Raw genomic sequence first — 18,984 nt, 5'->3', positions numbered from 1 at the left:
CCCTGTGCCGCCTCACGCCGATGTCGTACGGGGGTGCCGGTGCACGGGCGGCTTCTCGATCGCGGAAGCGGGCTCGCGCAGGCCGCACAGCAGCAACCGGCCCACGGCGGGCAGCGCGATCAGAGGGAGCAGGGCGGTGTGCAGGGAGGTGGCGTCGGCCAAAGAGCCGAGGACGGGGGCCGCGAGCCCGCCCGCGCTCACCGCGAGGCCCAGGGTGACCCCGCTCGCGGTGCCGAGTCGCCGCGGCAGGAAGTCCTGGCCGAGGGTGATGTGGAGGGCGAAGGGGACGTACAGGCCTGCCGAGGTGAGCGCGACGAAGAGATAGACCGCCGGGCCGGGTACGAGGACCACGCCGGCGACGGCGGGCACGGTCAGCGCGTACGACCGGCGGACCACCGTGAGCCGCCCGTACCGGTCGGCGAGCCGGCCACCGGCCAGCGTGCCCAGCGCACCGCCCGCGTACAGCACGAACAGCGCTGTCGTGCCCGCCGCCTCGCCTCCGCCGGTGCGCTGCCGGACGTAGAGCGAGACGAAGGCGCTCAGGCCGACGAAGACGACCGAGCGGCACACGATCGCACCCGACAGCCGCAGGAACGACGGCCAGTCGTCGACGCCGGTGGCCACGGCCCTGCGGGCGGCGGCGGTGCGGCGTCCCGGCGAACGCACCGCCGCCGCACACAGAGCAGCCCCCACCGCGGCCGGGACGACCAGCAGGGGAGAGGCGTCGAGGCCTCCGGTGGCGACGACGGCGGCCACGAGCGGCGGCGCGAGCGCGAAACCGATGTTGCCGCCGAGGGAGAACCAGCTCATGGCCGTGTTGCTGCCACCCGCGGCGGCTCGGGCCGCCCGGGCCGCCTCGGGATGGTAGGCGGCGACGCCGATTCCGGACACCGCGACCGCCACGAGCGTCAGCGCGTACGAACCGCCCACACCGCTCAGGGCCACACCGGCGCCCCCGGTCAGCGCGGCGAGCGGCAGCAGCCACGGCATCGGCCACCGGTCGGTGAGGACCCCGAACAGCGGCTGTACGACCGACGAGAGCAGGGACGCGGCCAGCACGATGCCCGAGGCCGCGGCATAGGTGTAGGCGCGCTCGGAGACGAAGTACGGCACGAGCGCGGCCACCGCCCCCTGGTACACGTCGACACAGACGTGCCCGAGGGACAGCAGGGTGATGGGACGGTTGAGGGAACGGGACACCTTGCGATCGTCCCGGGCCGGTGTCTGGCCCGCTTCCGATAATCTGCCTGCTTGTGTCGAACATCCGCCACACGCCGAAAGCGCCCACCCGGGCCAGAAGCCTGGCCGCCGGCGAACGTATCGACGCGCATCGGCACGACGAGCACCAGATCGCCTACGCCGGCTCCGGGATGGTGGCCGTGACCACGGACGCGGGCACCTGGTTCGCGCCGGGCACCCGTGCCATCTGGGTCCCCGCGGGCACCGTGCACGCCCACCGCGCCCACGGTCAGCTGGAACTGCACTTCGTGGGCCTGCCCGCCGCCGACAACCCGCTCGGTCTCGACGCTCCCGCCGTCCTCGCCGTCAGCCCCCTGCTGCGCGAGCTGATCCTCGCCTACACCCGCGACCCCGACGACGACACCCCCGAACGCCGCCGACTGCTCGCCGTGCTGCGCGACCAACTGCGCGCCTCGCCCCAGCAGCCGATGCGGCTGCCCACCCCCACGGACCCCCGCCTCGCCGCCGTCTGCGCGATCGTGCACGCGGACCCGGCCGAGCAGCGCACCCTTGCCGCCCTCGGCGCCGCGACCGGCGCTGGTGAACGCACCCTCAGCCGCCTCTTCCGAGACGAGTTCGGCATGACCTTCCCGCAATGGCGCACCCAGTCCCGCCTCTACCACGCCCTGCGCATGCTGGCCGACGACATCCCCGTCACCACCGTCGCCCACCGGTGCGGCTGGGCCTCCGCCAGCGCCTTCATCGATGTCTTCCGCCGCTCGTTCGGCTACACGCCGGGCACCCACAATCGCCGGACCTGGCATGGCGCGGACACCGGCCTCACCGCTGCCTCTACCCTCCGGTAACATCCCTCGTCAGGTCATCGGAGGAGGAACCGTGTCACGGTCCGAACGCTCGCCCCTGCTGCTCGCCGGCCTGTTGGCCGCAGCGGGTGTCACCCACTTCGCCGCACCACGCCAGTACGACGCGATCATCCCGGGCGCGCTGCCGGGCAACCCCAGGACATGGACCTACGCGAGCGGCGCCGCCGAACTCGCCCTCGCCGCCGCGGTCGCGCTGCCGCGCACGCGCAAGGCCGCCGCCCTCGCGACGGCCGCCTTCTTCGTCGGGGTCTTCCCCGCCAACGTCAAGATGGCGGTCGACTGGCGCCTCCGGCCCGTGTCCCAGAAGGCCGTGGCCATGGGACGGCTGCCGCTGCAGCTGCCCCTCGTCCTGTGGGCCCGCAGCATCGCGAAGAACGGGGAGGGCCGGGCATGAGCGAGCAGGTGAACGTCGGTGACCGGCTCGACGACTTCGAGCTGCCGGACGAGACCGGTACCCCGCGCAAGCTGTCCGAGCTGCTGGCCGACGGACCGGTCGTGCTCTTCTTCTACCCCGCGGCGCTGACCCCCGGCTGCACCGCGGAGGCCTGTCACTTCCGTGACCTGGCCGCCGAGTTCGCGGCCGTCGGCGCCCGGCCCGTGGGCATCAGCGGCGACACCGTGGAGAAGCAGCAGGAGTTCACCGGCCGCCACAACCTCGGCATGCCGCTGCTGTCCGACATCGACGGCACGATCCGCGAACGGTTCGGCGTGAAGCGCGGATTCAGCCTCGCGCCGACCAAGCGGGTCACCTTCGTGATCGCACAGGACCGCACCGTCCTCGAGGTCGTCCGCAGCGAACTGAGGATGAACACCCACGCCGACCGGGCTCTCAGCGCCTTGCGTGCACACCAGAAGTGACGGCCCGGGGGAGGAGGGCCGCAACGACTCCTCCTCCCCTCTCACCGTGCGCCGCGGGCGCTCACCCCTCCCCGTCGTCAGCGGCCACCTGGGCGAGCGTGCGGCCGCTGGTCACCGAGCGGGCCCGGCGCGGGTCCGGGGTGCCGTGGCCGCCCGACCCCGCGCCGCCGGCCTTCACCAGCAGCCAGGCCTCCCTGCCCTCGTCCTGCTCGCCGCGGAAGCGGGTCAGGGCGTACTCGCCGTGGAGCTTGGAGCCCTTGAGCCGGAAGCGTGCGTGTCCGTGTTCCAGGGACTCCTCGAAGTCGACGGAGCGCCCCTTCCGGTCGTGGCTCAGCGGCTCGTATACGCCGTGGTCCCACACGATCACCGTGCCGCCGCCGTACTCGCCCTCGGGGATCACACCCTCGAACTCCTCGTACTCCAGCGGATGATCCTCCGTGGGCACGGCGAGCCGTTTGTCGTGCGGGTCGTCGGAGGGGCCCTTGGGGACGGACCACGACTTCAGTACGTCCCCGACCTGGAGCCGGAAGTCGAAATGCATGGTGCTGGCGTCGTGGATCTGCACGACGAACCGGGGCTCGGCGTCCGTGCCGGACGCCTGCCCTCGCGGTTCGCCCGTCCGTCCGAAGTCGCGCTTGTGGTGGTAGTCCCGCAGCCCGTTCCGCTCGGCCACCTCCGGCTCCTTCCGTGAACCTGTGCCGTGGGTGGCCGAGTACCCGGTCAGGCGCCTCAGAACTCCTCGTGCACCTCGGGGTCCCCGCCGATGCGCCGGTGGGGCCGGTCGGCGATCGCGTCGAGCTGGGAGGCGTCCAGTTCGAAGCCGAAGACGTCGAGATTCTGCCGCTGTCGTTCGGGGTCGGAGGACTTGGGGATGGGGACCGCGCCCAGCTGGGTGTGCCAGCGCAGGACGACCTGCCCGGGAGTGACGCCGAGGGACTCGGCGACGGCGACGAGGGTGGGGTCCTGCAACAAACTGCTGCCGCGCCCGAGGGGGCTCCAGCTCTCCGTGAGAATGCCCTTGGCGGCGTGGAAGGCGCGCAGCTCCTCCTGCGGGAAGAGGGGGTGCAGCTCGATCTGGTTGACGGACGGCAGCACCCCGGTCTCCTTCTCCAGCCGCTCGATGTGCTCGGCGGTGAAGTTGGAGACGCCGATGGAGCGGACCAGGCCCTCCTCGCGGAGCTTGATCATGGCCCGCCAGGAGTCGACGTACTTGTCGACGCGGGGCAGCGGCCAGTGGATCAGATACAGGTCGACGTACTCCACGCCGAGCCGATTGCGGGACTCCTCGAAGGAGGCGAGGGTCTCCTCGTAGCCGTGGTGGCGGCCCGGGAGCTTCGTCGTCAGCACGATCCCCTCGCGGCCGACGCCGCTGCGGGCGACACCCCGGCCCACGCCGGACTCGTTGCGGTAGTTGGTGGCCGTGTCGACCAGGCGGTAGCCCGCCTCCAGGGCCTCGGACACGGCGCCCTCCGCCTCCTCGTCGCTCATCGGCCAGGTGCCCAGGCCGAGGGCGGGCAGCGTCGTGCCGTCGTTGAGCTGGTGTGCCGGGATGCTGATCACCGTGGGACCTTTCCTCGACTGTGCCGTACCCCCAGCCTCACGGATAGTGTGAGTTGTGATCAACCGGGTGGGGGTGCCCGTCGGGGCGAGCATCGGAGCGGGTATGACGACGGAGCGGGACACGGTGACGGACGCCGCGCGGGCCGCGGGCATCGGGGTGCGACCGGTCGCCGGGCACATCGGGGCGGAGATCACGGGAGTCGATCTGGCCGGTGACCTGGATGATGCCGTGGTCGCCGCGATCCGGGCGGCGGTGCTGCGCTGGAAGGTGGTGTTCTTCCGCGGGCAGCGGCTCGACCATGCGGGGCATGTGGCGTTCGCGCGGCGGTTCGGCGAGACCGTCGTGCTCGGCAAGCGGGGCAGTGCCTCGCCGCCGGACTTCCCCGAGGTCGAGACGACCGCCGACCGGCTGGAGCTGGGTGGGAAGTTCGGCATGGAGCACGAGGAGTGGCTGCAGCGCCGGCGGCACACGCTGCTGCGCGGCTGGCACTGCGACCACGGCGCCCGCATCGACCCACCGGCGGCGACGATCCTGCGCGCCGAGACGGTACCGCCCTACGGCGGCGACACCACCTGGTCCAATCTCGCCGCCGCCTACGCCGGACTGTCCGCTCCGGTACGGGAGTTCGTCGACGGACTGCGGGCCGAGCACCGGCTCGGCGTCGGCTACCAGCCACGGCCCGGCGACGACTCGTATCTACGGCATCTGCTGGACCACCAGGTCGCCTCGGTGCACCCGCTGGTCCGGGTCCACCCGGAGACGGGGGAGCGGGTGCTGTTCGTCAACGGCTACTACCTGGAGCAGATCACTGGCGTCTCCCGCCCCGAGAGCCGGGCCCTGCTCGACATGCTGCTGGAGCAGGCGGTCAGACCCGAGTACACGGTGCGCTTCCGCTGGGAGCCGGGCAGCGTGGCCTTCTGGGACAACCGCGCCACCATTCACCTCGCGCCCAGCGACAACGCGCACCTGGACTTTCCGCGGATCATGCACCGCGTGATGCTCACGGGCGACATCCCGGTCGGCGTGGACGGCAGGCCCTCGGAGCCGGTCGTGGGAACCCGACCCGGGCGCTGGTGACGTCAGTTCGACGTCCGCCAGCCCAGCGCCGGACCGAGCTTCGTGGCCATGTCGGTGAGGATCTGCACGTAGTCCTCGTGCTCGAAGGTGAACGGCAGGGCGAACGCGACCTCGTCGACCTCGCGGAACGCGGCGTGTGCGCGGAGGCGTTCGGCGATCTCCTCGGAGGTGCCGACGATGTCCGGTGCGAACAGCAGACGGGCCGGGCCCTGCGGTGACGTCGTACGGGGGGTGCGCTTGGCCGCGTACTCCTCGTACCTGGCGCGCTGTTCGGGGGTGGCGGAGTCGGTGGGGATGACGACCAGGCCCTGGGAGACGCGGGCGTTCTCGCCGTCGGGGTGGTGGGCGCGGAAGGCGCGGATGTGCGAGAGCTGGATCTCCGCGAAGTCGAAGTCCGGCCCTTCGGCCCCTTCCGCCTTGACGACACTGCTGACCAGGAAGTTCATGCCCTGCTCGCCCGCCCAGCGCGCCGAGCCCAGGCTGCCGCCGCCGTACCACATCCGGCGTCCCAGACCGGGGGAGTGCGGCTGCACGTGGTCGGAGAACGTTTCGAAGCCCTCGACGCCGCTGAAGCGGGTGGCGCTCTCGCCCCGTACGAAGGCCAGCAGGCGCCGCACCCGCTCGTAGGAGAAGTCCTCGGCGTCGGCGGTGTCCGGGTACAGCGCCTCCTTGACCTGCTCGTAGTGCATCGGCGGGCCCACGCTGACACCTGGGTTGACGCGTCCGCCGGACAGGACGTCCACCGTGGCCAGGTCCTCGGCCAGCCGCAGCGGGTTCTCCCAGCCGAGGGGGATGACTGCTGTGCCGAGCTCGATACGGCTGGTGCGCTGCGAGGCCGCCGCCATGACGGCGACGGGGGAGGAGATGCCGTACTGGAGATGGCGGTGGCGCAGCCACGCGCTGTCGAAACCGAGCCGCTCGCCCAGCTCGATGATCTCCAGCGTGGACTCGTGTCCCCGGCGCGGATCGGCCTCGTCGAACAGCCCGATGGTCAGGAAGCCCAGCTTGCGCAGGGGGCGTGAGGTCGGCGGCATGGGCCCCTCCGTCATTGATCGTTCCAAGGTGTACGGAGGTGCAAACTGCGCCGCGCCCGGTGGTGTTCCCTGGTCAGCGGGTGCTCAGGCCAGGGGTATGGCCACCTCGTCCTCGACCGGGGGGTCGATCTCCTGGGCGCGGTTGCCGGTGGCCGCGAAACAGCGGAGCCGGACGGCCTCCGGGGTGACGTCCAGCCGCAGGAAGCACTTGAAGAAGGGCGGGCTGTAGGTCGCCGAACTCGGCGAGAACAGCTGTGTGTAGATCTTGCGGACCGGCAGGCGGAAGCGTGAGGTGCGGTCGGGGCGGCCGCCCGCGCCGAGCAGAGAGGCCACGATACGGGCGCGGCGGGTGACGCGCACCGGTTCGCCCGGGGTACGGGTGGACGGGATGCCGAGCCGCTCGGCGATCACGGCCATCGCCTCGGCCTCGGAGAGGGCGAACAGACGCCGCAGCCGCAGTCGGCGGCCGTAGAGCCCGCTGTAGAAGGCGAGGGAGTCGCCGCGCAGCGGATAGCAGCGGAAGTCCTTCTCGGTGACGTTCGCGATGTCGATGCGGGGGATGGTGTGGGTGGCGTGCATGAACGCCCCGCCGCCGCCCGCCACGACGTACTGGATCGTGCGGCCGTCCACCTGGACCGGATAGCGCTGGTAGTTGTGGATGTCGCCGCCTATCGCCGCCACGTAGTGGTGGTCGGGGTCGCGGACGATGTCGTCGACGGTGCCGTGGTCGCCCTCGATGGTGCACGGGTGGTGCTCCCCGTCGACGTACAGGGGCGAGCCCGTGATCAGAATCTTGGGGCGGGGGCCCTGGGACACCTCGCGCAGCCAGGCGCCCTGTTCGGCGTCGATCGTGCCGAGCAGACCGGTGTCGATACCTATGATCCGCAGCGGTCCGGCGTCGACGGCCCAGTACGGGCCCGGCTGGACGGCCTGTTGGGCCGGGGCCGAGCGCAACTGCCGCGCCTGGTCGAGGTGTTGACCGTCCGTCGGACGCGGGCGGTGCCACAGGAGGTTGCGTATCCAGGCCCGGGACAGCGGGCGCGGCGCCGGTTCCGGGGCGAGCGGCGGGGCGTCATCGCAGAAGACGCGCATGAACGCGCCGAGGCCCTCGTACCAGTCGTGGTTGCCGGGTATGGCGTAGATCGGCGCCCGGTAGTCCTGGTACGGGCGGAAGAAGTTGGTGCCGTAGTCGTCCGCGCTGCCCACCGGATAGATGACGTCGCTCGCGACGACGGCGAAGTCCGTGTCCTGACTGACCTTCAGAAAGCCCGGCACGACGGCGTATTGCGGGTCGTCGCCCTCTCCGGTGTCACCGATGACCATGAAGGAGAACCGGTCCTGGTCGGTACGCCGGATCACCTTGTCGGCGGGCGCCCCGGCGGCCTCGCGCTGGGCCACCCACCGGCTGCGGGTGCGGCCGGTGGGGTCCCCGAACCAGGAGGCCAGCACGCCGTTGCGGGCGGCCCACAGCGTCCTGGGGCTGAGCCAGGAGACCTTCTCGACCCTGGGCGGCATGAGTTGCTTGTAGGCGCCGCGCTCGGCTGTGCCCCAGCCGGCGCCTTCGGCGGTATCGCGTGAGGAGTCAGACACCGGTGAACCGTAACAACGATCAAGTTGGCGCGGAGAAGGGGACTGCGGATCACCAGTCCTGGCTGGTGGGCGGCGGGGCCCACTGCGGCGTGGGCGGCTGCGGGGCGGTTGGGTACTGGTCCTGTCGCGGGTAGGCCTGTTCCTGTCGCGGGTAGGCCTGTTCCTGTCGGGGGCGGGCCGCGATCACCGGACCGCCGAGCAGTGCGTTGCTGTGCTGAGGCGCTGGCTCCTGGATATCGTCGGCCGCAGAAGTCCCCTGCCGTGTACCGGACTTGGCCTGCGACTCGTTCCACTCGCCGTCGCCCAGCACCAGGAGCGGGTCGAACATGACCACCACTCCGGCCAGCAGCAGGAACGCGGCCGGTCCCACGAGCATGGGGAACAGCAGCGAACCGGGGGAGTCCCCGGAGAAGGATCCGTCGCCTGTGCCGTGCACATGGACGCTGACGGCGGCCATGGCCGTGTAGTGCATGCCGGACACCGCCACGCCCATGACCAGGCTGGCGCCGAGACTCGCCATGAAGCCCCGGATGCTGACCGCCGCCCACAGTGCGGCGGTGGCGGCGACGATCGCGATGACGACGGACAGGATGACGGTGAAGGTGTCGAGTTCGATGTCCCCGTTCACCTGCACCGCGGCCATACCGAGGTAGTGCATGGCGGCCACGCCGATACCGGTGATCACACCGGCGACGGCCAGGGTGATCTTGCCGGCACCGCGGTAGCCGACGATGAACACGCCGATGCCGACCACCACGATGGCGACGGCCAGGCTCAGCAGGGTGAGCCCCCTGTCGTAGCGGATTCCGGTCTCCGCCACCTCGAAACCCAGCATGGCGATGAAGTGCATCGTCCAGATGCCGCTGCCGATGGCCGCGGCGCCCAACGCCAGCCAACCGGCCTTCCACGACTGATCGTTGCGCAGGGACCGGACGATGCAGCGCAGTCCCAGTGCTCCCCCCAAGCAGGCTATGAGATACGCCGCCACCGGCGTCACCGCGCCATAGCGAAACCCGTCGACCGTGCCTTGCATGTGTCAACTCCCCCCAGAGTCATGCAGATTGTGGAGCATTGTCTACGGGTAGGTGTGGCGTGAATGCAAGGTATTACCGCCGGTAACTGAACGATTCTCAACTCTCACTGGTGAACTTTGGTCGCCGTGGGTCGAGTTTCATTCATCCGCCATGTTCAGGTGTCATATGCGCAGGGAAACCGCGGCGTGTTTGAGTCCGGCTGAGGCGTGTACGCGAGGTGTATGACTCAGTCCATGCGTGAGACAGAGCGCAAGTACGACGCTCCGTCGGCCGATGACGACTCGTGGCTCCCGGACCTCACGGGCGTGGGCGGCATCGCGTCGGTCGTGCAGACGGGTACCCACGAGCTCGACGCCGTGTACCACGACACCGCGGACCTGCGTCTGGCCGGAGCATCCGCCACGCTGCGCCGCAGGACGGGCGGAGCCGACGCCGGCTGGCACCTGAAGCTGCCCCTGTCGGGCGACAGCCGCGAGGAAGTGCAGGCCCCGCTGTCGGACAGCCTCCCGGACGACCTGCGCGAGCTGGCGCTGTCACGCACCCGTGGTGCGGAGCTGAGGCCGGTCGTGCGCATCCGGTCCACCCGCACCACCCGGCAGCTCGTCGACCCCGACGGCACGGTCCTGGCCGAACTGACCGTCGACGGCGTACGGGCTCAGTCCCTGAGCGGAACACCCACCCTGGCCGCCTGGACCGAGATGGAGGTCGAGCTCGCCGAGGGCACCGATCCGGCGCTGCTGGACGCCGTGGAGAAGGCGCTGGCCAAGAGCGGCGTCGACCGGGCGGCCAGTCCCTCCAAGCTGGCCCGTGCCCTGGAGACGACGGGACTCCAGGCACCGCGCATACCCGCTCCCCGCGCGGAGAAGGTCGTGTCCGGCTCGGCCGGCGACAAGGTGCTCGGATACCTGGACCGTCAGGTGCGCGCCCTGGTGAACCTCGATCCCGCCGTACGCCGCCATCGGCCGGACTCGGTGCACAAAATGCGCGTCGCCTGCCGCCGGCTGCGCAGCACCCTGCGCTCGTACCGCTCGGTCTTGGACCGCGAGGTGACCGACCCGATCCGCGCCAACCTCAAGTGGCTGGGCGGTGAGCTGGGTGCGGAGCGTGACCAGGAAGTGCTCGTGAAGAGGATCGGCTCACGGGTCGACGCCCTGCCCCCGGAGCTGGTCCTCGGACCCGTCGCCGCCCGCTTGCGCGCATGGAACGTCGCCCGAGCCGACGAGGCGCACCGGCGCAGCCTCGAGGCCCTGAACAAACCCCGGTACCTGGCCCTCCTGGACTCCCTGGCCACGCTCACAAACCGGCCGCCGCTGCGCCGCCAGGCCGCCCGCGCGCCGGAGAAGGTGATGGTCAAGGCGATCCTGAAGGAGTACGACCGCCTCGCCGCCCGGATCGCCCGCGCGCTGGAACTCTCGCCCGGCAAGGAACGCGACGTCGCCCTCCACGAGGCCCGCAAGGCGGCCAAGAAGACCCGTTACGCCACCGAACCGGCGCGCTCGGTGCTCGGCAAGCCGGCGAAGCGGCTCGGTGAGCGGGTGAAGTCCGTGCAGAAGGTGCTCGGGGAGCACCAGGACACCGTCGTCGCCCGGGACGCCCTGCGGAAGCTGGCCGTGTCCGCACATGCCGCCGCGGAGCCCGGCTTCACCTGGGGCCTGCTCTACGGCTGGCAGCAGGCAGTGGCCGCCGAGGACGAACGGGACCTGCCGGCCGTGTGGACGAAGGCCTCGAAGCCCGGCCTGCGCAAGAAGCTGTCCAGCTGACCGTGACCTGTCCCGCACTGGCAGGATTGCTTCGCAGCACACGACCAGGAGGTTCCGTTCATGTCCAAGCCGCCGCTTCCGCCCGAGGCGCAGGAACTGCTCGCCCGTCCCAACCCGGCGATCATGGCCACCCTGCGTTCCGACGGCGCACCGGTCTCCACCCCCACCTGGTACGTATGGGAGGACGGCCGCGTCCTGATCAGCCTGGACGAGGGCCGGGTCCGCCTGAAGCACCTGCGCAACGACCCCCGCGTGACGCTCACCGTCCTCGACGGCGACGACTGGTACACGCACGTCACACTCATCGGCCGGGTCGCCGAGATGCACGACGACCAGGGCCTCGCCGACATCGACCGCATCGCGACCCACTACACCGGCAAGCCCTACCCCGACCGGGTACGCGCCCGGGTCAGCGCCTGGATCGAGGTCGAGCGCTGGCACGGCTGGGGCGCCCAGAAGGACAGCGGCCGGGCGTCGAGCTGAGCGCCAGACTGATCCACGGTCCGGTACGCCCCGCGCCGGGCCGTAGACCACATTGCGCCCGGTGACGACTGCGGCAGCGCACCATTCGAGCACAGTCCCCGCACAGTTCGGCATGGCAATGTCGCCCCATGTCAGCAAGTGCTGTGGCCCGTGGGGCCGGGGTTCGTGTGCTCATCGTCGATGACGAGCCCGAGCTCACCGAGCTGTTGTCGGCGGCCGTCGCCGAGGCGGGGTGGCGGCCGTTCACGGCGGGGGACGGCCGGGGTGCGCTGCGTGTGACCCGGGCCTGCGCGCCGCACGTCGTCGTCCTCGACGGCATGCTTCCCGACGTGGACGGGGTCGAGGTGCTGCGCCGTCTGCGGGGCGAGAACGCGAAGGTGCCCGTGCTGATGCTCACCGCGCGGGACGCGCTGGAGCACCGGATCGACGGCCTGTCGGCGGGCGCGGACGACTATGTGACCAAGCCGTTCTCGCTGGAGGAGGTCATGCTCCGGCTGCGCGGACTGCTGCGCCGCGCCGGGACGGGCGAGGAGGCGTACGACGACGGACCCGTACGGGTGCTGGGCGACCTCGTGGCCGCCGAGCGGACGCGCGAGGTGCAGCGCGGCGGGACCCCGGTCCCGCTCACCGCCAAGGAGTTCGACCTGCTCTGGTTCCTGCTGGGCCACCCCCACCAGGTGCTGAGCAAGGCGCAGATCCTCGACCACGTCTGGAACGCCTCGTTCGACGGGGAGGGCAATCTCGTCGAGGTCTACGTGTACAGCCTGCGCGCGAAGATCGACAAAGGGCGGCCGTCGATGATCCGCACGGTGCGTGGCGTCGGTTATGTGATCAGGGCCGCGGAGGACTGAGATCGAGGCCTGTGACCGCACCGGCCGGCGAGGGCGCTCATTGCGGGCCCGTCTGGTGTTCTTCCTCTCCGTGACGATGGTCGTCGTCTGCGGCGCCATGGCGTCGGCCACGGTGGTCGTCCAGCGTGCTGATCTGCTGGCGGACCTGGACCGGCGTGTCACCGATGCGGCCGAGCGCAGCCAGGGCGGTCTGCAGTACAGGACGGGCGGCGCGACCGATCTGGGATTCCTCGACGAGCGCGGACAGCCCGTCGGAACCCTCGCCGCCCGCTTCGACGACGACGGACGGGTCATCGCCGCCGAGGTGGTCACCGGCGACGGACGCCGGAAGGTCCTCTCCACCGCCCAGCGTGCCGCCCTCGCCGGGATCGCCCCGGACGGCTCGCTGCACACGCGCACCGTCCCGGACCTGGGGACGTATCGACTCACCGCCCTCGCGGGCGACGGCGTTCCCGTGCTGGCCGGGCTGCCGATGGACGACGTCCAGAGTGTCATCGACGACCTCGTCGTGGTCGAAGCCGTGATCACCGCCCTCGGACTCGCCGTCGCCGGCGGGGTGTCCGCGGTGGTCGTCCGGCGTCAACTGCGGCCGCTGGCACGGGTGGCGGCCACCGCCGTCGAGGTCGCACGCGTGCCGCTCGACCGGGGCGAGGTCGGCGCACTCACGCGGGTCCCGGCCCGGGACACCGACCCCGGCACCGAGGCCGGGCAGGTCGGCGCCGCCCTCAACCGTCTGATCGACCACGTCGAGCATGCGATCGCCGCACGTCAGCATGGAGAGGAGGCCATGCGTCGCTTCCTGGCCGACGCCAGTCACGAACTGCGCACACCGCTCGCGTCGATCGCCGGGTACGCCGAGTTGATGGACCGCGGCAGCGAGCGGATCGACCCCGAGCTGGCCTGGCGGCGGGTCTCCGCCCAGTCGGCGCGTATGTCGGGACTGGTGGAGGACCTGCTGCTGCTCGCCCGCCTCGACGAGGGGCGGCCCCTGCAGCAGGCGGAGGTGAACGTGGCGACCCTGGTCGCCGAGGCCGTATGGGACGCGCGGGCGGCGGGGAGCGATCACGAGTGGCAGCTCGCGCTGCGTCTCGACGGCGGCCGGGCATCGGTGGTCGGCGATGCGGCCCGGCTGCATCAGGTGGTGGCCAATCTGCTGGCCAACGCCCGTCTGCACACACCGGCGGGCACCAGGGTCACGGTCGTCGTCGAGGCCACGGACGCTGACTGTGTGATCCGCGTCCAGGACGACGGCCCCGGCATTCCCGCGGACCTCCTCCCGTCGGTCTTCGAGCGGTTCACCCGAGGCGACACCTCCCGCAACCGCGCAACCGGCGGCTCCGGCCTGGGCCTTGCCATCGCCACGGCCATCACTCAGGCCCACGGCGGGCGCATCGAGGCGCAGAGCGGGCCGGAACACACCGAGTTCGCCGTACGGCTGCCGGCTGCCGGACCTACGTCCGACACGACAGCACCCGAACTCTAAGCGTCTGCACAGAAGCCCAGTTCAGGGCGGCGCCGACGGCCTGACTTGCCCGATTTTTCGTACCACGTCCGGGCTCCGACTTCAGGTGTGCCTCAGCTTGGTCCGCGACAGTCGTGGCTCCACGGCGGTCCGGCAGGGACACGCCACGACGAAGGGAAGCGCGACGATGACCGAGCTCGACGCCGCAGAGCCGACCGACCGGGAGCCGCACTCCGACGGTGCTGACAGCGCCCGTGCGAGCCGCCGCACCTTCATGCGCAAGGTCTTTTTCGCGAGCGGTGCCACGGCGCTGGTCACGATGGGCGGTGCCGGCGCGTGGGCCGCGACGGCCGACGACACCACCGGCACGGCCGACGCATCGGCCAGTCCCGCGCCGAGCGGTGCTCCCAGCGGTGGCCCGGGCGGCGGCGCGGGCGGACCCGGCAACCAGTCGATCACCGAGGAGTTCTTCGGTCTGACGACCGACGGCAAGCGGATCGACGACCTGTTCACCATCCACTCCACCAAGGTCGACACCGCCCCGGTGATCTCCGCGGCCAAGGCATTCCTGGCCGGGCTCTCCGACACCCAGAGGTCCTCGACCCAGTTCACGGTCCACTCCACCGAGTGGCGGCTGTGGAGCAACGTCGACTCCTACGAACGCCAGGGCGTCTCCCTCGCCGACCTGAGCGACGATCAGAAGGCGCTGGGTACAGCCCTGTTGAAGGCTGCGCTGAGCGCGGACGGCCTGGAGACCACGGAGAAGATCCGCAGGATCAACCAGGCGGCCGGCGAGGCGATCGACAACACCGACTCCTTCAACGAGGACGCCTACTACTGGACCGTGATGGGCACGCCGTCGGACAGCGAGCCGTGGGGCTTCCAGTTCGACGGCCACCACCTGGTCCTCAACTACTTCGTCCTCGGCGACCAGGTCGTGATGAGCCCCTGCTTCTGGGGCTCGGAACCCACGTCCATGAAGATCGACGGCGAGACGGTCACCGTCTGCCACGAGGAGGTCCTCGCGAGCCTCGCCTTCATCAACTCCCTGACCGAGGCGCAGCAGAAGGTCGCCATCGCCTCCCCGACCAAGTCCAACGAGTCCATGAAGGCCGGGGCCTTCTCCGACAACACGGTCCAGGCGTACGAAGGCATACGAGGCAGCGCCCTCACCGGCGCCCAGAAGGCGAAGCTCCTCGCCATCGTCGAGGCCTTCGTCGGGCGGGCGAAGGCCGACGCCGCAAAGGTCCGGATGGCCGAGGTCCGCAAGCATCTCGACGACACCTTTGCCACCTGGTCGGGCGGCACCGCGGACGACGCCGCCTTCTACGTCCGGGTGCACAGCCCGGTGGTGTGGGTCGAGGTGGACTGCCAGGCACCGGGCCCGCTCGCCGGCGCCTACGGCGCGACCCAGGGAAGCGGCCCGACCCAGATGCACGTCCACTCCGTCATCCGCACCCCGAACGGCAACGACTACGGAAAGGAACTCCTGCGGCAGCACTACCTGACCTCACCCCACCACCGGTGAGGGACTGCCACTGCCACTGCCACTGCCGCCGGTCGCCGTGAGCCGGTAGGCGTGACGGCCGCGGGTGATCCAGGTGAGCCAGGCCAGCAGCAGTGCGAGGGCGAGGGTGACGCCGGCGTAGTTGAAGGACTCGGTGGTGATGGGTGCCGACTGTGGCAGGCAGAAGACGACCGTGATGACGACGACGTAGGCGACGGCGATGACGCCGATCGGGCGGCGCCAGCGGCCGAGACTCCAGGGCCCCGGGCGGTAGTGCTGCCCTTTGCGCAGGGCGAGGTAGACGGGGATGCCGTAGGCGGGGATCATGCCGACCGCGTTGATCGCGGTGATGGCACCGTAGGCGGCGGGCGACCACAGGGCGGGCAGGGCCAGCACGAAGGGGACGCTGATCGCGAGCCATACGGCGGGTACGGGGGTCCTGGTACGGCTGCTGACCCGCCGCCAGGTCCGCCAGCCCGGGAGGGCGCGGCTGCGGGAGAAGGCGTAGATCATGCGGCTCGTGGCGGCGACCTCGGCGTTGCCGCAGAACAGCATCGCCACGATGACGACCAGGAGCAGCGACTTGGCGCCGTTGGCGCCCAGGACGTCGAGGAAGATCTGCGCGGGCGGCACGCCGGTGGCGGTGTTCCGGGTGGCGTCGTAGTCCTGGATGGCGGCGAGCATCCCGGCCAGCAGGACGAAGCCCGCGATCCAGGAGACGGTCACGGCGTGGACGATGCCCCTGGGGGCGGAGGTCTGCGCCTCGGTCGTCTCTTCGGCGACATGGGCGCTGGCGTCGTAGCCGCAGAAGGTGTAGCCCGCGAGCAGGGCACCGATCAGGCAGACGTACAGCGGGCTGGTGAAGCCCGTGTCGTTGTTGAAGTGGGTGAGGACGAACCGCACCGACCGGTGGTGGGCCGGGGCGAGGGTGAGGGCGCCGACGATGACGGCGACCCCTGCCAACTGCCACCACACCGAGATCGAGTTGAGCACGGTGACCAGGCGCACGCCGCGCAGGTTCAGCAGGCCGTGCAGCAGCAGGATGCACCCGAAGACGACGAGGGTGGTGGTGTCGGTGGGCGTCACGTCCCACTGCAGTTGGGCGAAGGCGCCGATGAAGGTCGCGGCGCCGTAGTCGATCCCCGCTATGGCGCCCAGCAGGCCCAGCAGGTTGAGCCAGCCGGTGGTCCAGCCCCAGCGGGGGCCGCCGAGCCTGTCGGCCATGAAGTACGGTCCACCGCTGGTGGGGTAGGCGGAGACGACGTCCGCCAGGGACATCCCGACGAGCAGCGTCATGAAGCCGATGACGACCCAGCTGCCGAGCATGACCGCGGGACCGCCGTGGTCCAGGCCGTAGCCGAACAGACTCATGCCGCCGGCCAGGATGCAGATGACGGAGAAGCTGATCGCGAAATTGCCGAACACGCCCATTCTGCGGGCGAGTTCGGCCCTGATGCCGAGCCGTGCCAGGACGGTGTCGTCCTGAGCCGTGGTCGGTGCCGCTGTGCTGCGAGACATCACAGTTCCCCCGTAGTCGACGATCGTGCCTTCCCTGTCTCCGTTCCCCGAGTGACACGTGATGACTCGTCAGCAGCCTGGGGCAGGGTGGACGCGCGGTGCGCTGCGCCATCATTTCGGCGTCGAACGGGAGTTGTTCCGGGCGGTGTTCGAGCAGCGCCCCGCCATCCTCGGCGGGGCCACCCGGTGTGGCGCGCGATCGAGGTTGGCCCGCTCATCGATCAGGCGCCGGATGCGCGGCCGGTGCGTTCGCCCTCTGGCGCGCGCGGGCGGACATGTAGCGGGCCGCCGCGGCCGCGCACGACCCGGCCCGCGATCGGCATTGCGCTGCGCGGAAGACGCCCCCTCAGCCCGGCGCGATCTCCGAGATCAGCGCCCTCACCCGCGCTTCGATCGCGTCGCGGATCGTGCGTACCACCTCGACGTCCTGACCCGCGGGATCGTCGAGCTGCCAGTCGAGGTATCGCTTGCCGGGGAAGACCGGACAGGCGTCGCCGCACCCCATGGTGATCACGACGTCGGAGGCCTGGACGGCTTGCGTGGTGAGGATCTTCGGGGTCCTGGCGGAGAGGTCGATGCCGATCTCGTCCATCGCCGCGACCACGGCAGGGTTGACGGTTTCGGCGGGCGCGGAACCGGCGGAGCGGACGTCGACGCGGTCGCCCGCGAGGTGTTCGAGGAAAGCGGCCGCCATCTGGGATCGGCCCGCGTTGTGGACGCAGACGAACAGTACGGAGGGGCGCGCGGGCCGGTCGTTCACGGTGGGAGCCTTTCTGGTGGAGCCGGCCGGCCGCGAACCCGTCCTGGCCGGCTCGTCGGCGAGCGGGACGTTCAGGCGTCGGCGCCCGCGGTCCGTGCCGTGGTGAGGAATTCTCCGAGCCGGTCCAGGACACCGGGCAGCACCCAGTAGTAGACCCAGGTCCCACGCCGCTCGCAGTCGATGAGTCCGGCCTGCCTCAGGAGCTTGAGGTGGTGGGAGACGGTCGGCTGGGACAGGTCGAAGGCCGGGGTCAGGTCGCACACGCAGATCTCGCCGCCCTCTCCCCGCGAGGCGATCATCGACATCAGCCGCAACCGGATCGGGTCGCCCAGAGCCTTGAACACCCTGGCCAGCTCGACCGCCCGGTCCTCGTCCAGCGGTGCGGCGGACAGTCCGGGGCAGCAGGCGCCGACCTGGCCGATCACCACCAGCGCTTCCTTCGTCGTCTCCTTCGTCATCCTTCTATATTGACGTTCATCGATCCAAGGCGCAAGCTTGAATCGATGAACGTCAATACAGGCCGACCCGGGGCGCAGTGCGCCTGCGTCCCCTCATCCAGGAGTGCGTCATGAGCGATCAGAGCACCGACCTGCGGGAAACCGTCCGTCAGAGGTACGCGGCGGCGGCCACGAAGGTCACCGTCGGCGGCACCGGCTGCTGCGGACCCGAACCGGTCGAGACCGACGAGAACTTCGGCTCGACCCTGTACGCCGCGGACGAGCGCGAGGCGCTGCCCGCCGAGGCCCTCGCCGCCTCCCTCGGCTGCGGCAACCCCACCGCCGTCGCGGAACTGCGCGCGGGCGAGCGCGTTCTGGACCTGGGCTCGGGCGGCGGCATCGACGTCCTGCTGTCCGCCCGCCGCGTGGGTCCCACCGGGAAGGCGTACGGACTGGACATGACGGAGGAGATGCTCGCCCTGGCTCTCGCCAACGCGGCGAAGGCGGGCGCGACGAACGTGGAGTTCCTCAAGGGCACCATCGAGGCCGTCCCGCTGCCCGCGAACACGATCGACGTCGTCATCTCCAACTGCGTCATCAACCTGTCCACCGACAAGCCGGCCGTCTTCGCCGAGACCTTCCGGGTGCTCAGGCCGGGCGGCAGGTTCGGCGTGTCCGACATCGTCGCCGACGACACGCTCACCCCCGACCAGCGTGCCGAGCGCGGGGACTACGTCGGCTGCATCGCCGGTGCCCTCTCCTTCTCGGAATACCGCCGGGGCCTGGAGGCCGCAGGCTTCACGGACATCGAGATCACGCCGACCCAGCCGGTCGCCGACGGCATGCACTCCGCGCTCGTCCGCGCCGTCAAGCCCCGCTGAGCCCATCCGGCGTACCGCCAAGTCCCATGCATCCAGGGCTGCTTGGGGCGACGACCCTAGGTCTTGCCGCCGCACAGAGGGATAACCCTCGATTGGCCCTCAAGTCGC

Annotated in this window: 19 protein-coding genes; 10 read left to right on the top strand and 9 right to left on the bottom strand. The window is 70.8% G+C overall.

Going from position 1 to position 18,984, the window contains the following annotated elements; all coding sequences use genetic code 11:
- Nucleotides 1-12: 12 nt before the first annotated feature.
- On the bottom strand, nt 13-1,200 hold the full coding sequence (locus JYK17_RS06955) for an MFS transporter (RefSeq protein ID WP_108015760.1): 1,188 nt from the start codon (nt 1,198-1,200) through the stop codon (nt 13-15).
- 53 nt (nt 1,201-1,253) lie between these two features.
- On the opposite strand from JYK17_RS06955, the gene JYK17_RS06950 reads away from it, so the two are divergent.
- The 3 genes from JYK17_RS06950 to JYK17_RS06940 are packed head-to-tail and all read left to right on the top strand — an operon-like array spanning nt 1,254 to nt 2,921.
- On the top strand, nt 1,254-2,045 hold the full coding sequence (locus JYK17_RS06950) for an AraC family transcriptional regulator (protein WP_108015759.1): 792 nt from the start codon (nt 1,254-1,256) through the stop codon (nt 2,043-2,045).
- A 31-nt stretch (nt 2,046-2,076) separates the two neighbouring features.
- Nucleotides 2,077-2,457: a DoxX family protein gene (locus JYK17_RS06945; RefSeq protein WP_108015758.1), complete on the top strand. Its 381-nt coding sequence runs from the start codon at nt 2,077-2,079 to the stop codon at nt 2,455-2,457.
- Nucleotides 2,454-2,921 (top strand): peroxiredoxin, encoded by a 468-nt coding sequence (locus tag JYK17_RS06940; protein WP_108015757.1) that lies wholly within the window; start codon nt 2,454-2,456, stop codon nt 2,919-2,921. Before JYK17_RS06945 ends, JYK17_RS06940 begins: the two co-directional genes overlap by 4 nt.
- 61 nt (nt 2,922-2,982) lie before the next feature.
- On the opposite strand, the gene JYK17_RS06935 is transcribed toward JYK17_RS06940, so the two are convergent.
- Nucleotides 2,983-3,594 (bottom strand): DNA polymerase ligase N-terminal domain-containing protein, encoded by a 612-nt coding sequence (locus tag JYK17_RS06935; RefSeq protein ID WP_108015756.1) that lies wholly within the window; start codon nt 3,592-3,594, stop codon nt 2,983-2,985.
- Nucleotides 3,595-3,650: 56 nt separating this feature from the next.
- Nucleotides 3,651-4,481 (bottom strand): aldo/keto reductase, encoded by an 831-nt coding sequence (locus tag JYK17_RS06930; RefSeq protein ID WP_222810020.1) that lies wholly within the window; start codon nt 4,479-4,481, stop codon nt 3,651-3,653.
- Nucleotides 4,482-4,584: 103 nt separating this feature from the next.
- Here JYK17_RS06930 and JYK17_RS06925 point away from each other — a divergent pair, with 103 nt between their 5' ends.
- Nucleotides 4,585-5,559 (top strand): TauD/TfdA dioxygenase family protein, encoded by a 975-nt coding sequence (locus tag JYK17_RS06925; protein ID WP_108015807.1) that lies wholly within the window; start codon nt 4,585-4,587, stop codon nt 5,557-5,559.
- A 2-nt stretch (nt 5,560-5,561) separates the two neighbouring features.
- On the opposite strand, the gene JYK17_RS06920 is transcribed toward JYK17_RS06925, so the two are convergent.
- The 3 genes from JYK17_RS06920 to JYK17_RS06910 all read right to left on the bottom strand — a co-directional run bounded on the left by JYK17_RS06920 (nt 5,562) and on the right by JYK17_RS06910 (nt 9,216).
- A complete protein-coding gene (locus JYK17_RS06920) occupies nt 5,562-6,593 on the bottom strand; it encodes an LLM class flavin-dependent oxidoreductase (RefSeq protein ID WP_222810019.1) in 1,032 nt (343 codons plus the stop codon).
- Nucleotides 6,594-6,677: 84 nt separating this feature from the next.
- Nucleotides 6,678-8,183: a metallophosphoesterase family protein gene (locus JYK17_RS06915; RefSeq protein ID WP_222810018.1), complete on the bottom strand. Its 1,506-nt coding sequence runs from the start codon at nt 8,181-8,183 to the stop codon at nt 6,678-6,680.
- 49 nt (nt 8,184-8,232) lie between these two features.
- A complete protein-coding gene (locus JYK17_RS06910; RefSeq protein WP_108015752.1) occupies nt 8,233-9,216 on the bottom strand; it encodes an MHYT domain-containing protein in 984 nt (327 codons plus the stop codon).
- A 222-nt stretch (nt 9,217-9,438) separates the two neighbouring features.
- Between JYK17_RS06910 and JYK17_RS06905 the strand changes: the two genes are divergently transcribed.
- The 5 genes from JYK17_RS06905 to JYK17_RS06885 all read left to right on the top strand — a co-directional run bounded on the left by JYK17_RS06905 (nt 9,439) and on the right by JYK17_RS06885 (nt 15,301).
- Nucleotides 9,439-10,977, top strand: a complete 1,539-nt coding sequence (locus JYK17_RS06905; RefSeq protein ID WP_222810017.1) for a CYTH and CHAD domain-containing protein — start codon at nt 9,439-9,441, stop codon at nt 10,975-10,977.
- Nucleotides 10,978-11,037: 60 nt separating this feature from the next.
- Nucleotides 11,038-11,460 carry a PPOX class F420-dependent oxidoreductase gene (locus tag JYK17_RS06900; protein ID WP_108015750.1) on the top strand — a complete coding sequence of 141 codons (423 nt, stop codon included), beginning with the start codon at nt 11,038-11,040 and terminating at the stop codon, nt 11,458-11,460.
- Nucleotides 11,461-11,588: 128 nt separating this feature from the next.
- Nucleotides 11,589-12,311: a response regulator transcription factor gene (locus JYK17_RS06895; protein WP_108015749.1), complete on the top strand. Its 723-nt coding sequence runs from the start codon at nt 11,589-11,591 to the stop codon at nt 12,309-12,311.
- Between the two features lie 76 nt (nt 12,312-12,387).
- The gene (locus tag JYK17_RS06890; protein ID WP_234548423.1) at nt 12,388-13,794 is read left to right on the top strand and encodes a sensor histidine kinase; all 1,407 of its coding nucleotides are present in this window, start codon (nt 12,388-12,390) and stop codon (nt 13,792-13,794) included.
- Nucleotides 13,795-13,960: 166 nt separating this feature from the next.
- Nucleotides 13,961-15,301, top strand: coding sequence for a DUF3500 domain-containing protein (locus JYK17_RS06885; protein WP_108015748.1), 1,341 nt, complete (start codon nt 13,961-13,963; stop codon nt 15,299-15,301).
- Here JYK17_RS06885 and JYK17_RS06880 read toward each other — a convergent pair.
- From JYK17_RS06880 to JYK17_RS06870, 3 genes are all read right to left on the bottom strand, one after another.
- The gene (locus JYK17_RS06880; protein WP_128804135.1) at nt 15,284-16,798 is read right to left on the bottom strand and encodes an amino acid permease; all 1,515 of its coding nucleotides are present in this window, start codon (nt 16,796-16,798) and stop codon (nt 15,284-15,286) included. The genes JYK17_RS06885 and JYK17_RS06880 overlap by 18 nt on opposite strands.
- Nucleotides 16,799-17,144: 346 nt before the next feature.
- Nucleotides 17,145-17,558, bottom strand: coding sequence for an arsenate reductase ArsC (locus JYK17_RS06875; RefSeq protein ID WP_108015746.1), 414 nt, complete (start codon nt 17,556-17,558; stop codon nt 17,145-17,147).
- Nucleotides 17,559-17,629: 71 nt separating this feature from the next.
- Entirely contained in the window at nt 17,630-18,016 is a 387-nt protein-coding gene (locus JYK17_RS06870; protein ID WP_108015745.1) for an ArsR/SmtB family transcription factor, read from the bottom strand.
- A gap of 110 nt (nt 18,017-18,126) precedes the next feature.
- Between JYK17_RS06870 and arsM the strand changes: the two genes are divergently transcribed.
- The gene (gene arsM / locus JYK17_RS06865) at nt 18,127-18,876 is read left to right on the top strand and encodes an arsenite methyltransferase (RefSeq protein ID WP_108015744.1); all 750 of its coding nucleotides are present in this window, start codon (nt 18,127-18,129) and stop codon (nt 18,874-18,876) included.
- The last annotated feature ends 108 nt before the right edge of the window (nt 18,877-18,984 follow it).

This window comes from Streptomyces plumbidurans (assembly GCF_019857225.1).
Classification (GTDB): domain Bacteria; phylum Actinomycetota; class Actinomycetes; order Streptomycetales; family Streptomycetaceae; genus Streptomyces; species Streptomyces plumbidurans.
This window is presented reverse-complemented; position numbering and strand designations above follow the sequence as displayed.